The organism is Nocardiopsis sp. RV163 (assembly GCF_001029525.1).
Lineage (GTDB): Bacteria > Actinomycetota > Actinomycetes > Streptosporangiales > Streptosporangiaceae > Nocardiopsis > Nocardiopsis dassonvillei.
In genome coordinates this window covers 1-13,208 of the sequence record NZ_LEKI01000160.1, presented here as the reverse complement: position 1 = coordinate 13,208, position 13,208 = coordinate 1, and the positions used below count along the sequence as shown (strand labels likewise).

Annotated in this window: 14 protein-coding genes and 1 pseudogene; 5 read left to right on the top strand and 10 right to left on the bottom strand. The window is 72.1% G+C overall.

What is annotated here, in order from left to right; all coding sequences use genetic code 11:
- The first annotated feature begins 366 nt into the window (after positions 1-366).
- Positions 367-663 carry a DUF4287 domain-containing protein gene (locus ABD54_RS21930; RefSeq protein ID WP_047871413.1) on the top strand — a complete coding sequence of 99 codons (297 nt, stop codon included), beginning with the start codon at positions 367-369 and terminating at the stop codon, positions 661-663.
- A 204-nt stretch (positions 664-867) separates the two neighbouring features.
- Here the strand turns inward: ABD54_RS21930 and ABD54_RS21925 are convergent, their stop codons facing one another.
- Together ABD54_RS21925 and ABD54_RS21920 are read right to left on the bottom strand one after the other, a co-directional pair.
- Positions 868-1,050 carry a DUF397 domain-containing protein gene (locus ABD54_RS21925; RefSeq protein WP_047871412.1) on the bottom strand — a complete coding sequence of 61 codons (183 nt, stop codon included), beginning with the start codon at positions 1,048-1,050 and terminating at the stop codon, positions 868-870.
- Between the two features lie 11 nt (positions 1,051-1,061).
- On the bottom strand, positions 1,062-1,979 hold the full coding sequence (locus tag ABD54_RS21920; protein ID WP_268778200.1) for a helix-turn-helix transcriptional regulator: 918 nt from the start codon (positions 1,977-1,979) through the stop codon (positions 1,062-1,064).
- Positions 1,980-2,101: 122 nt separating this feature from the next.
- Between ABD54_RS21920 and ABD54_RS21915 the strand changes: the two genes are divergently transcribed.
- From ABD54_RS21915 to ABD54_RS21905, 3 genes are read left to right on the top strand one after another with little or no spacing between them, the layout of a single operon-like run.
- Positions 2,102-2,413 (top strand): hypothetical protein, encoded by a 312-nt coding sequence (locus tag ABD54_RS21915; protein WP_047871411.1) that lies wholly within the window; start codon positions 2,102-2,104, stop codon positions 2,411-2,413.
- Positions 2,410-2,694 carry a hypothetical protein gene (locus ABD54_RS21910; RefSeq protein ID WP_047871410.1) on the top strand — a complete coding sequence of 95 codons (285 nt, stop codon included), beginning with the start codon at positions 2,410-2,412 and terminating at the stop codon, positions 2,692-2,694. Before ABD54_RS21915 ends, ABD54_RS21910 begins: the two co-directional genes overlap by 4 nt.
- Entirely contained in the window at positions 2,691-3,035 is a 345-nt protein-coding gene (locus ABD54_RS21905; RefSeq protein ID WP_152692074.1) for a hypothetical protein, read from the top strand. The genes ABD54_RS21910 and ABD54_RS21905 overlap by 4 nt, the downstream gene beginning before the upstream one ends.
- A 248-nt stretch (positions 3,036-3,283) precedes the next feature.
- On the opposite strand, the gene ABD54_RS21900 is transcribed toward ABD54_RS21905, so the two are convergent.
- The 4 genes from ABD54_RS21900 to ABD54_RS21885 form a co-directional block, all read right to left on the bottom strand.
- Complete coding sequence (locus tag ABD54_RS21900; RefSeq protein WP_082166939.1) at positions 3,284-4,024, bottom strand: anti-sigma factor domain-containing protein; 741 nt, start codon at positions 4,022-4,024, stop codon at positions 3,284-3,286.
- Complete coding sequence (locus ABD54_RS21895; RefSeq protein WP_047871409.1) at positions 4,021-4,632, bottom strand: sigma-70 family RNA polymerase sigma factor; 612 nt, start codon at positions 4,630-4,632, stop codon at positions 4,021-4,023. Before ABD54_RS21895 ends, ABD54_RS21900 begins: the two co-directional genes overlap by 4 nt.
- A gap of 237 nt (positions 4,633-4,869) precedes the next feature.
- On the bottom strand, positions 4,870-5,520 hold the full coding sequence (locus tag ABD54_RS21890; RefSeq protein WP_047871408.1) for a fasciclin domain-containing protein: 651 nt from the start codon (positions 5,518-5,520) through the stop codon (positions 4,870-4,872).
- Between the two features lie 76 nt (positions 5,521-5,596).
- On the bottom strand, positions 5,597-7,240 hold the full coding sequence (locus ABD54_RS21885) for a molybdopterin-dependent oxidoreductase (RefSeq protein WP_047871407.1): 1,644 nt from the start codon (positions 7,238-7,240) through the stop codon (positions 5,597-5,599).
- Between the two features lie 340 nt (positions 7,241-7,580).
- Here ABD54_RS21885 and ABD54_RS21880 point away from each other — a divergent pair, with 340 nt between their 5' ends.
- Positions 7,581-9,185, top strand: coding sequence for an OmpA family protein (locus ABD54_RS21880; RefSeq protein ID WP_047871406.1), 1,605 nt, complete (start codon positions 7,581-7,583; stop codon positions 9,183-9,185).
- A gap of 74 nt (positions 9,186-9,259) precedes the next feature.
- On the opposite strand, the gene ABD54_RS21875 is transcribed toward ABD54_RS21880, so the two are convergent.
- The 4 genes and pseudogenes from ABD54_RS21875 to ABD54_RS29175 form a co-directional block, all read right to left on the bottom strand.
- The gene (locus ABD54_RS21875) at positions 9,260-9,973 is read right to left on the bottom strand and encodes a hypothetical protein (RefSeq protein WP_047871405.1); all 714 of its coding nucleotides are present in this window, start codon (positions 9,971-9,973) and stop codon (positions 9,260-9,262) included.
- A gap of 185 nt (positions 9,974-10,158) precedes the next feature.
- On the bottom strand, positions 10,159-11,562 hold the full coding sequence (lpdA, locus tag ABD54_RS21870; protein ID WP_047871404.1) for a dihydrolipoyl dehydrogenase: 1,404 nt from the start codon (positions 11,560-11,562) through the stop codon (positions 10,159-10,161).
- A gap of 198 nt (positions 11,563-11,760) precedes the next feature.
- On the bottom strand, positions 11,761-12,726 hold the full coding sequence (locus ABD54_RS21865) for a DedA family protein (RefSeq protein ID WP_082166938.1): 966 nt from the start codon (positions 12,724-12,726) through the stop codon (positions 11,761-11,763).
- A 200-nt stretch (positions 12,727-12,926) separates the two neighbouring features.
- Positions 12,927-13,208: pseudogene (locus ABD54_RS29175) on the bottom strand (hypothetical protein); the annotation flags it as partial.

The following is a 13,208-nucleotide window of genomic DNA, read 5'->3' as shown; positions in this document are numbered from 1 at the left end:
GGGCTGGAGAGGGCTCCGGGGGCGGAAGGGGCATCGGGCAAGGGTAGGCGTTCGTTCACAGGCCGGGGAGCGCGGGGTGGCGCCGGGATCGCGGCGGGCATACCTGTCATGGGGGACGTGTTCCACGGCGCGGAGGTCGGGGACCCCCATCGACAGCATGCCTCTCCCGGGAGCCGTCCACCACCCCGCCGCCGCGCCTGTGGACAACTCCGCTACCTGCTGTCACGCCTGGGGACGACCCCTTCCGAGCTCACGCGCTGCGACTCCCGCGGCGCGGCAGGGGCCGCCTCGGATACCGGCGCCGTCGTCGCCGGAATGTCGCAGGCGCGTGTGAGTATCGGGGCCTGCCCAGTCGAGGAGGCCCCCATGTCGTTCCAGGCTTATCTGGATGCCGTCGAGGACAAGACCGGTCTGACCCCGCGCACGCTGGTCGACCGTGCCAAGGAGAAGGGCTACGACGACCCTTCGGTCAAGGCGGGCACCATCGTCCAGTGGCTCGCCGAGGACTACGGCCTTGGCCGCGGCCACGCGATGGCCCTGGTCCACGTCATCAAGAAGGGCCCGCGGATCAGCGCCAAGCACGTGGGCACCACCGGTGCCCACCGGGACGCCTCCACCGAGCTCTGGCTCGACGGCAGGGCGACCAGGCCGCAGACGGTCTGAGGCCGCGAGCCTGCCCGGCTCCGGCTCCGGCCCCGTTCCCACCGTTCCGCCGCCACCGCCGGAGGTCCGAATGGTCTGGACGATCGGGACCGGAACCGGCCGAGTCGCGCTCCGGCCGGGTGTCCGCCTCGGTCGGTAGACTCAGCCCGGGATGAATACAGGAAAGCCCTCATCCGCAGCGGATGAGGGCTTCCGCATGTCTGCCTACGCTTCCTGGCGGGCCGTGTCGATCAGCGCCTGCCACTCGGCGGCCGGGAACGCCAGCACCCCCAGAGCGCGGTTCTGGGTGTCGCGGACGGCCGACATGCCGGGGGCGTCCGCCACCTCGACGCACGCGGCCTCATTGGCGGAGTAGCTTGACTTGCGGAACTCCAGAGATGAATGCACGGTGCCCTCTCCTAATTGGTGATCATGCTCTTGATCAGGTCGATGCTGGCATTCTTGGACAGGGCGTCACTAGCGACATCATCCAGCGCCATCCTGTAGTCGGCCACCTGTGCCGGGGAGTCCAGGTAGGTGCCACGCCCACGGGTCTCCAGGTAGACGAGGCTGGGGTCGCGCTCGTCGTCGTAGTCCAGGATCACCGTGGAACCGTGCATGCACCCGTGCAGGCCTGTACCGAGTGGTAGCACCTGAATCGTCACCCTGTTGACGGCTTCGGCGACGTCCACCAGATGCTGGAGCTGGTCGTGTGCGAGGTCTGGAGTCACGGCTAAGCGGAGAAGCACGGACTCGTCGAGGACACACCGGAACTCCGGCGCGCTCGGTCCGTTGAGGAGCTTCTGCCGCTCCAACCGGGCCGCGACGATGCGCTCGATCTCCTCCTCAGTGCGGGCCATGGACGCCCGTGCGGATGCGGCGGCGTAGGCCGGAGTCTGGAGCAGCCCGTGTACGACGATCGGGTGGAACGCGCTGATGCGGCGGGCACGGGCTTCGAACCCCACGTACCCGTCGTCGAGCACGTCTTCGAAGGCATGCCACCATGGCCGCTGCCGGGCCTCTTTGCGGAGCGAGAGGAGCGCGTCCCGGCGGGCCGGGTCCTTCACGCCGTAGAGGTCCAGGAGCGCGGTAAGGGCAGACACGTCCGGTACGGAGTGTCTTCCACCCTCGATGTGGTTGAGGCGGCCGCTGGACCACTCCAGGGTGAGCCGGGCCTCCTCTACGGTCATCCCGGCGGCCTCGCGCATGCTCCGCAGTTCGGCGGCGAATCGTCTCCGCTCGATACTGGGTCGGTCTTTCTGTGCTGCCACGGGGGCGTCTGCTTTCTCGTCCGGGTCGGGGTGCTTCGCCCTCTGGATCATAAAGCTCCTGACCATGTGGGGACATTTTGGTCAGTCTGACCAGGTCCTATTGACGCGTCAGTCTGACACAGTCAGTATGGTCATGTATTCATCCCGGCTGGGCTTCCCACCCGGCACCCTGTGTAAGGAGGCGCCCCGTGCGCTACCTGTTCCTGATCGCGTCCGCGCTGTGGCTGATCGCCCGCGCGGCCGCCCGCGCCGTCCGCCGCCGCGGGGCCCGTGTCCGGCGGTACGCGGCCGCCCCGCTCCCGCCCCGTCCGCACCTCATCACGGGACCGATTCCGCTGATCCCGCCCAGCCGGACCACCGGCACGGCCGCTCCGCCGCTGCCCGCCCCGAAGGCGCTGCCCCGGCGGGCCCTCACTTGCGCTCCCGCGCCGATCGACGTTCTCCGGCGCCGCTGCGAGAAGCCGCTCCTTGATCGCCACCGTGCGGTGGTGGCCGCATGAACAGCGCGTGGCGGAACCAGCCGCCCGACCCGACCGACCTGGCCGATCTGGTCGAGGCGCTCGCCGAAACCCTCCGCGTGCCGCGCCCGCTGGAGCCCACGCCCGAGACGGAACGGCAGTTCCACGCCCTGCTCCGGGACCGCGTCGCGCACGCCCGTGACGCGCTCCTGAGCCTGGGGGGCGAAGGAAGGCTCCCCGACCTGGGAAGGCTGGCCGGTTGGCTGTACACCCACGCGGCGGAACCGCCCTACAGGGCCGTCCGGGGCGAGGACGCCCCATGATCCCCCGGACGTGCCGTGAGGCCGTGCTCGACCGCGACTGCCGACACCACGTGTGCACGGAGGACGCCGGGCACGACGGCGACCACGTGTCCGTGCGCGGCTACCGGTGGGAGCCGCCCAGAACGACCCTGGCCGGGCTTCGCGCACGCTGGGGGCACACGCACCACGTGGCGTGGACCGGTTCGTACTGGGTGGCGACCGCCCACGACCGGAGCGCCCCGCACCGCTCCCATGTCGAGCCCACCCCCGAACAACTGGAGCGCAAGCTCCGGGATCGGCCCGGACACCCGTGGGTACCGGCGCAACTGTCCCGCCGCAACCATCCACGGGAGGCCCGGTAACGGGGCACGGGAGGGCCGGAGGACGGCAGCCCCGGGCTCGGGGCCGCCTGCGCCGATCAGAAGAGGTGGCCGTGGCCCGACCGCGGCCCCGCCCCCCGAAGGGGCCGAGCGGTCGGGCCACGGCCGGTCAGGTGCCGGACCGCCGTTCCGGGTACGGGGGCGGTCCGGCCCGGGTACCGGACACCGGTCGTCCGAGGGCCGGTGTGAAACCGGTCGCCGCCCGGCCGGTGCCGGGCGGCGACCGGCCCTCAGCCCTCGAAGGGCATCGCCATCAGCGGGTCGGAGGTGGGCTGCTCGGAGCCGCCCTCGGGCTCGACGGTGACGGCCACGCCCCCGGTCGCCTCGTCCTGCGGTGCGGCCAGCACCGGGAGCACGAAGCCCGACTCGTCCACGGAGAGCACCCCGGCCGAGTAGACGCTGCCGTCGTCCCGGGTCAGCCAGAGCTGGTAGTCCTCGTCCTCCAGCCGCTCCAGGCCGTGGGCGCTGAACACGAGCCGCCCGCTGCTCTCGGAGTGCACCACGGTCACGGACACGCCCTCCATGGGCTCGGCCGTGGTGTAGTCGGCGCTCGGGTCGGAGAGCACCGCCGCGATCTGCCGCTCGTTCTCCCGCAGGTCCCCAACCTGGCGCACCTGGTCGACGACGACAGCGCCCAGCGCGACCATGACGGCCACGCAGGCGGCCAGCACCAGTCCCAGCCCCCAGGACCAGCGGCCGCGGCGCGGCGCCGGCAGGCGTTCGGGGGCGGGCGCGAGCTGGCGGGTGCGCGCCACCTCCTCCAGCACGCGTCCGCGCAGTTCGGCGGGCGGCGTACCGGCGGCCGCGGTGCCCAGGAGGGAGACGGTCTCGGTGAAACCGCGCGTCTCCTGCACACAGGAGTCGCATTCGGCCAAGTGGTCCTCGAACCGCACGCTCTCGCTCGGCGACAGGGCGCCGAGGGCGTAGGCTCCCGAGAGGATGTGCGGGTCCTGGCCCAGTGTCCTCCTCACCACTCCACCCCCAAGCAGTCCCGTAGCCGGATCAGACCGTCGCGCATCCGCGTCTTCACGGTGCCCAACGGGGTCGAAAGCAGGCGGGCCACCTCACGATAGGTGTATCCGCCGTAGTAGGCCAGACGCACGGACTGGCCCTGGAGTTCGGTCAGCGTGTCCAGACAGCGGCGCACCCGCTCGCGTTCCAGACGGTTCGTGGCCTCCTCGGCCACCTCGTCGTAGGGGCGCTGCGTGTTCGCCGCCGCCACCCTGGCCTCGCGGTCGCTGGCGGCCTGCTCGGAGCGCACCCGGTCAACCGCCCGGCGGTGCGCGAGCGTCATCACCCACGCCTGGGGGCTGCCGCGCCGCTCGTCGTAACGGCAGGCGGTGCGCCATACCTCCACCATCACCTCCTGGGCGACCTCCTCGGACTGGGCGGGGTCGCGCAGCACACGACGGACCAGCCCGTACACCGACGGGATGACCAGGTCGTACACCTCGCCGAACGCGCTCTCATCGCCCCGGGCCACCTGGCGGAGCAGTTCCGCGAGCCGCTGGGCAGGCGGAACCGGCGGCTCCGCCTCCGACCCGCGGGGGCCCCGGGGTATCGCGGCGTGCTCGTCCATCCGCTCCTCTTCCTGGTGGTCCTGCGTCGCTCGCCCCGTCCGTGCGCTGGACGGGCCCGGGTGTGCCCCGAAGGGGCCCGACCCCTCCAGAATCGCACGTCAGCCGTACCGTTCGGCTGTTCTCGCGCGGTGCGCCCGTCGGGGCCCCGTGGAGTCCACGGGGCCCCGTGTGCCCTTGCGGGCCCGGACGGCCCGGCCTCAACGCTCGGACCGCCCGGGGGTCGTACCGTGCCGGAGTTACTCGGCGGGCATCAGCACGTCGTCGATGATGTACACCGTGGCGTTGGCGGTCTGCACGTTGCCGCAGATGACGGACGCCTCGCCGTTCACCGTGAAGTCCTCGCCGGAGCCCTCGGTGGTGACCTCGCCGCCCTGGAGCGAGGTGAACGTACCGTCCTCCAGGTCGGCCGGGGTCTGGCGGCCCTCGACCACGTGGTAGGTCAGCACCTCGGTGAGCTGCTCCTGGTCGGCCAGCAGCGCGTCGAGGTCCTCCTGCGGGATCGCCTCGAACGCCGGGTTGGCCGGGGCGAAGACGGTGATGTCCTCGGCCGAGTTGAGCGTGTCCACCAGGTCCGCCTCGGTCACGGCCGTCACCAGCGTGGACAGCACCGGGTTGTTGGACGCGGCGGTGGCGACCGGGTCGTCCGCCATGCCCTCGAAGCTGCCATCGCCGTCGGCGGGCACCTCGGCGCAGCCGGAACCGAAGTTCTCGCCCGCCATCTCGGTGGTGCCCTCCTCGCCGCCCATGTCGCCGCTCTCGGTCTCGCTCGTGGTGGGCGTCTCCTCGGCGGCCTCCTCCTCGCCGCCCATGTCGCCGCCGCAGGCGGTCAGACCGAAGGCGAGCGCGGCAGCGGCGGCCGTGATGGTGAGACTGCTCTTGCGGATCATTGTTTTCTCCTTCAACTTGGTTAACTTCTGTTTGCTCACGTCACCGACTTGCGCCGGTGTTGGTCGAGGGGTGTGTCTATTCGGCGGTGAACCGGACGCCGTGCCAGCCGGTGGCGCCGTCGGGCACGGGATCCACCCGTTCGGCGGGCTGGGCGGCCCCGGTGGCGTCGGTGGCCCGGACCTCCACGGAGTGCTGTCCGGGTTCGACGGTGGTCTCGGCCACCCACTGGACCCAGGTGTCGATGCCGGGGACCGCGGCGAGTTCGGCCCGCTGCCACTCGCCTCCGTCCACCCGCACCTCCACGGCGTCGACCCCGCGGTGCTGCGCCCAGGCCACCCCGGCCAGGACCACCTCTCCGGCGTCCACCCGGCTCAGGGGCGCGGGCACGTCCACGCGGGACATGGTCTTGACGGGGGCGCGCACCGCCCAGCCGCGCTGCGCCCAGTAGGCCTGCTCGTCGGCGAAGCGGGTCAGCTTGATGTCGGTGACCCACTTGGTGGCGCTGACGAACCCGTAGAGGCCGGGGACGACCATGCGCGCCGGGTAGCCGTGCGCGTGGGGGAGGGGCTCCCCGTTCATGCCCACGGCCAGGAGCGCGTCGCGCCCGTCCATGACGACCTCGGTCGGCGTGCCGCAGGTCCAGCCGTCGTGGGAGGTGCTGAGGATCTGGTCGGCGCCGGACCGCACGCCCGCGCGCCGCAGCAGGTCGGCCAGGGGGAGGCCCAGCCAGCGGCTGTTGCCCGCGAGTTCGCCTCCGACCTGGTTCGACACGCAGGTCATGGTGATGTCGGCCTCGACGAGCTCCTCGGCGAGCAGCTCGTCCATGTCGATCTCGAAGGGGCGGTCCACCATCCCGTGCACCCTCAGCGTCCACCGGGTGGAGTCCAGCCGGGGAACGGTGAGGGCGGTGTCGATCCGGTAGAACTCCCGGTTGGGCGTGGTGAAGGGCGTCAGCCCCGGAACGCCCAGTTCGGTCGCTGCGGGCAGCGGCGGCAGCGGGTTCGCCGCCGGGGGGAGGGTGAGGGCGGAGCGTGAGCCCGCACCGCCGCCGAGGGTCGGCAACAGGCGCCCGAGGGCACCGGCGGTGCCGGACACGGCCAGGACGCCCGCCGCGGTCAGCACGAAACCGCGTCTGCCCGGGCCCCGGTCCGGTCCGGCCTCGGGAGGCGCAGGAGCCTCCTCCGCGTCCGCCGGTGTCCTCGGACCGCCCATCCCCTGTGGTCCGGAGTCCGCTCCGGGCCGGAGCGTCCCGCGCGCACTGCGCACCAGGAGCGCCAGGGCCAGAGCCCCCGCCGCCGCTCCGACGAGCACGGGCACCGGGGCACCCGGGTCGTCGGAGCGGTGCGGAAGCACGGCGGCCAGCCCGACCGCGGTGAACACCGCCAACCCCGTGTACCCGACGACGGGCCGCCGGAGCGACGCCGTGCCGAGTACGGCCCCGACACCCAGAAGAACGGCGACGATCCCGGCCACGAGCACGACCTTGTCGGCTCTGCCCAGCAGATCGATCGCCGCCTCTACCAGGGAGGGCGGTGTGATGTCGACGACCGTGTCGCCGACGGCGATCACCGGAGACACGGTGCGGAGCAGTCCTGCGGCCAGCTCGGCGGTGCCCAGTGAGGCGCCGACCGTGAGCAGGCCCACGACCGATCCGACGACGACCCGTCGCCTGTCGCGTGGCGGGGTGTTCCCGCGTGTCTCGGTGGTCACGTCGGTCATTCGGGGCCGAGGCGGGGGCGGATGGGTGTTTCCGCGGAATTTTTTTCGATCCGTGCGAAGAAGCCCCTGAACTGCGGTGACGCGGCGCCGCGGACAGGCGCCGGGGCGCTCCCCGCCTGTCCGGCGCCCGTCCGCCACCGGTCCCGGCCTCCCCCCGGGACCCGCGCCCGTCATCCGTCCGGAACCCGTCCGGGGCCCCGCTCCGACCGGACCGCCCCGCACCGGGCACCGGCCGCCAAGCGGACGTAACCCGTCAACAGCGGGCAGGGCGGTCGGTTCCGCCCCACGCGTACAGGAGGATGTTGCCCGTACGTCTCCTCAACGATCGGAGTTCCCCCACATGGCGAGGAAGTCGCCCCTACCCCTGGTCGCGCTGGCGGTCTCGGGCAGCCTCCTGCTCAGCGGCTGCACGGTCACCGAGGGGGTGTCCGACTGGTGGTCCGAGACCTTCGGAAGCGCGTCGGGCCCGCCCGAGGTCAGGGAGGAGTTCCCCTACGTCCGCGAGGGCCGCATCTTCCAGGACACCGGCCGCGACAACGAGATGCGCTTCGCCGTCACCGGCCTGGAGCGCACCGACGACTACACCGTCATGTACTACGAGGTCACCTACCTCGACGAGTTCACCGGGCCCAACCGGAACATGAGCATGGCCCACACCCTGGTCGATCCGCTCACCGGCCGCGTCTACCGGCAGTTCCTGGACGGGGAGGGCCTCAAGTACGGCTCCGAGAGCCCCAACCAGGACGGCCTCTACCCGGTCCACGACGGGGTCGCCAACGAGTACGTTCGCTACTTCCCGCGCCTGCCCGACGAGGTCCGGCAGGTCACGTTCGTCGGCAGCGGGCTCGGGGCCATGACCGGCATCCCGGTCGTGGACGTGGAGGAGGAGCGGGCCGATCCGCAGGACCCCAACGGGGGCGACCACCTCACCCCGGACGACCCGCCGCCGAGCGGGGAGAACCTCACCTTCGCCAACCGCCGCCCGGACGAGGACGCCGTGGCCGACGAGGGCTGGGTGCAGAGCTTCGTGGACTCCGAGATCGCCTCCACCACCCGCGACGGCGACCGGGAGATCATCTCCCTGCACTCCGACGTCATGTTCGAGTTCGACCGCTCGGACCTGACCTCCGAGGCCGAGGACGTGGTGCGCCGCGCGGCCACCAGCCTGGCCCGCAACGTCGACCCCGACGAGCCCGTCATCACGGTCATCGGCCACACCGACAGCATCGGCGACGACGCCTACAACGACAACCTGTCGGTGCGTAGGGCCGAGAGCGTGCGCGACCTGCTCGCCGAGGAGCTGGGCACCGACTACACCCTGGAGGTGGAGGGCCGCGGCGAGCACGAGCCGATCGCCCGCGAGGGCGGTCCCGACGACGACGAGGCGCGGGCGCGCAACCGGCGCGTGGAGTTCTCCTACGTCTTCAACACCACCGCGGAGGCCACGGAGGAAGAGGAGTACGACGACGACGCCCTGGGCGCGGCCCAGCGCAACGTCACCTGGCCCGCGCCCTACGACGACGACCCGGGGTCCGTGGTGGCCGAGGGCGAGCTGGACGGGGTGCGCCTGGAGGTCTACCCGCTGCGCCGCGACGGCGCGTACGTGATCGGCACAGTGGCGCTGACCAACACCACCGACGAGCCGACCATGCCCGACATGGGCGGGCAGGAGGCCATCCAGGCGGGCGGCCCCGAGCAGTTCAACAAGGGCACGCTCGGCGGCTTCCAGCTCTTGGAGCCGGAGAGCGGCCTGGTGCGCTACGTGGCGCAGATGGACTTCGGCGAGGGGCGCTACAGCAGCTTCGCCGAGGAGGTCCACACGCTCCAGCCCGACAACACCTACAGCCTGGTCGCGGTCTTCCCCGCGCCGCCGGTGGACGTGGAGGAGCTGACCCTGCGGGCGGGCCCGTTCGGTGAGTTCGAGGAGGTCCCCGTGGAGTACTAGCGGGTCGGGCGGGACCGCCCGCACACGTGAGGGGGCCGCCCGCCGGCGGCCCCCTCGGCCGTTCGCGTCGCGGGTCAGCCCCTGATGCGCTCGGCGGCCAGCATGACCACCCGCTCCAGGTCCTCGCGCGGCACCTCCTCGCCGTAGGCGATGGCGGTGACGTACAGCTCGTCGGGCAGGGCCAGGGACAGGTGGCGGCTGGAGCCGTCCACGGTGCCTACGTACTCCAGGTCGCCGCCCAGGGAGTCGGACTCCTCGGTGTGGTAGGTGTCCACGTCCACGTCGATGTCCACCTCCCAGTTCATCTGCTCCTGCTCCCCGGGCACCCGCACCACGTCCGGGTTGGCGCTCGGGTCGGCGTTCAGGGTGAACACCAGCGTGAACGAGGAGGCGCCGGGTCCGGTGCTCCCGTCGCTGAACGAGCACACGACCTGTTCGGCGCCGTCGACGCCCTCCACCTCACCGACCTCCTCGGTGAGCACCTGTCCCGGGGCCAGCTCGCCGACCACCTCCGCGGCACCGGCGGCCGCGCACGACTCGGGCAGCCCGTACTCCGGCGCGGCCTGCTCCGGCTGCTCCTCCTCCGGACCGGGCGAGGCCCCGGCCTCCCGCTCCGGCGCCTCCTCACCGTCCCCGAAGGGCAGGTCCACGCCGTCTCCGAAGGACAGGTCCATCTCGAACTCGTCGAGGTCGATCACGCCGAAGCCGACGAGGACGAACCCGCCTACGACGGCGACGGCGGCGGCCGTGCCCAGGCACGACAGGGGAGTGGACGGGATCAGGCGCATGGATGGCTTTCGGTCGGGGGAGCACCGGAGTTCGGGGTGGGGATCCGGCGGGGACACACGAAACTTAGCAAGTCCGCGGAGCGCCCGGGTCAGGGGTCGCCGCCCGCCTCCGGCGGACGGCGACCGCGCGGGTACGGCGCGGCCCCGCCGCCCCCCGGGGCGTCGGGGCCGGGGACGCCGGTGCGTCACATGTTGATCATGTGACCGGCCAGGCCGTGCACGGCCTCCTTGACCGCCTCGCTGAGCGTGGGGTGCGCGTGGATGTTGCGCGCGACCTCGTGCACGGTCAGGTCCCACTGCTGGGCCAGGGTCAGCTCGGGCAGCAGTTCGGTGACGTCCGGGCCGATCATGTGCGCGCCGAGGAACTCCCCGTACTTGCCGTCGGAGAGGATCTTGACGAAACCGCGCGTGTCCCCGAGGCCGTGCGCCTTGCCGTTGGCCATGAACGGGAACTTGGCGACCTGGACGTCGAAGCCCGCCTCCCGCGCCTCCTTCTCGCTGTAGCCGAAGCTGGCGATCTGCGGCTGGCAGTAGGTGGCGCGCGGGATGAACCGGTAGTCGATCTCCTGGGTCTCGGCGCCCGCGATGGTCTCCGCGGCGACGACGCCCATGGCCTCGGCGGTGTGGGCCAGCATCAGCTTGGCGGTGACGTCGCCGATCGCGTAGATGTGCGGGACGTTGGTGCGCCCCCGCGAGTCGATGCCGATCGCGCCCCGGTCGGTCAGCTCCACGCCGGTCTTCTCCAGACCGTAGCCCTCCACGTTGGGGGCGAAGCCGATGGCCTGGAGGAGCTTGTCGGCCTCCAGGGTCTGCTCCTCGCCGTCGCTGCTGACGGTGACGCGCACGCCCTCCCCGGTGTCCTCGACCGACTCCACGCGGGTGGAGGTCATCACCTTGACGCCCAGCTTCTTGTAGGCGCGGCCCAGCTCCTTGGACACCTCCTCGTCCTCGGTGGGCACGAGGCGGTCGAGGAACTCCACGATCGTCACGTCCACGCCGTAGTTGGCCAGGACGTAGGCGAACTCGACGCCGATGGCGCCCGCACCGGCGATGACGATGCTCTCCGGCAGGGTGTCGGTGAGGATCTGCTCCTCGTAGGTGACGACCCGCTCGGACAGCTCGGTGCCGGGCAGCAGCTTGGTGGAGGATCCCGCCGCGATCACCGCGTGGTCGAAGGTGACGGTCTCGGTGGAACCGTCCTCGCCGCTGACCTCGACGGTGTGGTCGTCGGTGAAGGAGCCCCGTCCGTTCAGCTCGGTGATCTTGTTCTTCTTCATCAGGTAGTGGACGCCCTTGACCCGGCCGTCCGCCACCTCGCGGCTGCGGCTGTGCGCCTTGCCGAAGTCGAACTCGACCTCGCCGTCGACCTTGATGCCGAAGAAGTCGGCCTCGTTCTGGAACAGGTGGGCGAGCTCGGCGTTGCGCAGCAGCGCCTTGGAGGGGATGCAGCCCACGTTGAGGCAGACCCCGCCCCAGTACTTCTCCTCGATGACGGCGGTCTTCAGACCGAGCTGGGCGGCGCGGATGGCGGCCACGTAGCCGCCGGGGCCCGCGCCGAGAACCACCAGATCGAAGTGTCGCTGTCCCATGACGGGATCTCCTTGAGTGTGTTTGTGACGCACCCAGCGCAGTCGGCTTGCCCGGGTTGTCGGATTGCCGAACGCCAGCCTAGTCGGGCGCCCCCGGCACGTGGGTGACCAGTCGCTTCCTTCACGGTACTTTCCGTGGAAGCGCCTGTTCACAGGGGGTCGCGCGCGCTCGGCCGCGGGAGATCCCGGTCCGCGGTGTCAGTCCCGGGGGCCCCGCGCCCCCTCGTCGCCCCGCGCCGCCCCGGCCCCTTCGGCGGCCCCGGCCTCCTCGGCGGCCCCGGCCCGCTTGGCGGCCTCGGCCCGCTTCCGGGCGCGGTTCTGCTTGAACACGGGGAGGAAGGCCATGAAGACGACGATGCCCAGGGTGAACCAGAGGGCGTACCTGTCGACCAGCAGGACGATGTCCACCCCGGTCTGGCCCGCCGCGTAGCCGACGGAGGCCACGGACGCGGTGAGGACCAGGGCCCCGAGGGCGTCCAGGAGGAGGAAGGGCACCAGGCGCATCCCGGTCCAGCCCGCGATGACGAGGACGAACACGGTGGGGATGCCCGGCAGGTAGCTGAGGACGAGCGCGACCGGCATGATCCACGGGCTCATGTCCTGCGCCCGGTCGGCGAAGCGCTGCGCTCTGTCGCCCGGCGCGATGAGGTTGACGAAACCGCGGCCCCAGCGCCTGCCGACCCACCAGAACAGCCAGTCGATCTTCACCTTGCCGACGACGCCCGCGACCACGACCAGCCACAGGGGGATCTCCCCGATCCGCGCGAACGCCGCGGCCGCTCCGACCGCCGCGTTGCTGCCGGTGACGAACTCCAGCAGGACCGGGTGGTGGGCGATCAGGAAGGGCTTGAGCGGCGTCAGCGCCATGAAGAAGAGGGGGACGCCGACGAAGGCGGCCATCAGCGCCTTGTCCTGCCGCGTCGCCCTGCCCTCCCAGGGCTTGAGCGCGCGCAGGGCGGCCCGGGCCTCCTTCTTCTGCGCCTCCCTCTCGGCGGCCTTGCGCTCCTCCGCCGACAGGGGTGCGCCGCCCGCGCGCGGGGAGCCCCCGTCGGCGTGCGCGGTCCCGGACCCGGACCCGTGGGCGGACTCGGACTCGGAGGCGGAACCCGTTCCGGCTCCGGGCCGGGCGTCGGCGCCGGGGCGGTCGCTGTTCAACGTCGTCATACCTCCAAGCTTGGCCGACCGGGGAGGCCCGCCCCCAGACGCAGGAGTCACCGGGTCGGTGTGAGAGCCGCGGGTGCCGCGGCATGACACCTGTCATACGGCGCCAACGGTACGGGGTCCGGCGCGGCGGCCCCGGGCCCCGCACCCCTGGCCCTCGCCCCTCCGCGGCCGGTGAAGCACTCCCCGGCCGCGGGCCGCGCTCAGTCGGACGATCCGGGCGGCGCGGGCCACTTCCAGCCCGGAGCCCACGCCCAACTGTCCGAGACGCCCGGCGGCATGGGCGGCAGCAGACGGCCGCCGGGGCGCCTGTCGTCGTCCCCGGAGTCCGCCGTCTTATCCGCCTCCGCCGGATCCGCCGCGTCCAGGGGGTGGGCAGGGGCCTCCGCCCTGTCCTCCCGGGACTCCGGCCGCCCCCGGGCCGCCGGGGGGTCCTCCGGCGCGGCGGGGCTCCGGGGCCGGTCCTGGCCCGCCCGTCCTTCGGG

Coding starts and splice junctions, on each gene's coding strand:
- ABD54_RS21930 (WP_047871413.1), top strand. CDS start 367: ATGTCGTTCCAGGCTTATCTGGATGCCGTCGAGGACAAGACCGGTCTG.
- ABD54_RS21920 (WP_268778200.1), bottom strand. CDS start 1,979: ATGGTCAGGAGCTTTATGATCCAGAGGGCGAAGCACCCCGACCCGGAC.
- ABD54_RS21910 (WP_047871410.1), top strand. CDS start 2,410: ATGAACAGCGCGTGGCGGAACCAGCCGCCCGACCCGACCGACCTGGCC.
- ABD54_RS21905 (WP_152692074.1), top strand. CDS start 2,691: ATGATCCCCCGGACGTGCCGTGAGGCCGTGCTCGACCGCGACTGCCGA.
- ABD54_RS21895 (WP_047871409.1), bottom strand. CDS start 4,632: ATGGACGAGCACGCCGCGATACCCCGGGGCCCCCGCGGGTCGGAGGCG.
- ABD54_RS21890 (WP_047871408.1), bottom strand. CDS start 5,520: ATGATCCGCAAGAGCAGTCTCACCATCACGGCCGCCGCTGCCGCGCTC.
- ABD54_RS21885 (WP_047871407.1), bottom strand. CDS start 7,240: ATGACCGACGTGACCACCGAGACACGCGGGAACACCCCGCCACGCGAC.
- ABD54_RS21880 (WP_047871406.1), top strand. CDS start 7,581: ATGGCGAGGAAGTCGCCCCTACCCCTGGTCGCGCTGGCGGTCTCGGGC.
- ABD54_RS21875 (WP_047871405.1), bottom strand. CDS start 9,973: ATGCGCCTGATCCCGTCCACTCCCCTGTCGTGCCTGGGCACGGCCGCC.
- lpdA (WP_047871404.1), bottom strand. CDS start 11,562: ATGGGACAGCGACACTTCGATCTGGTGGTTCTCGGCGCGGGCCCCGGC.
- ABD54_RS21865 (WP_082166938.1), bottom strand. CDS start 12,726: ATGACGACGTTGAACAGCGACCGCCCCGGCGCCGACGCCCGGCCCGGA.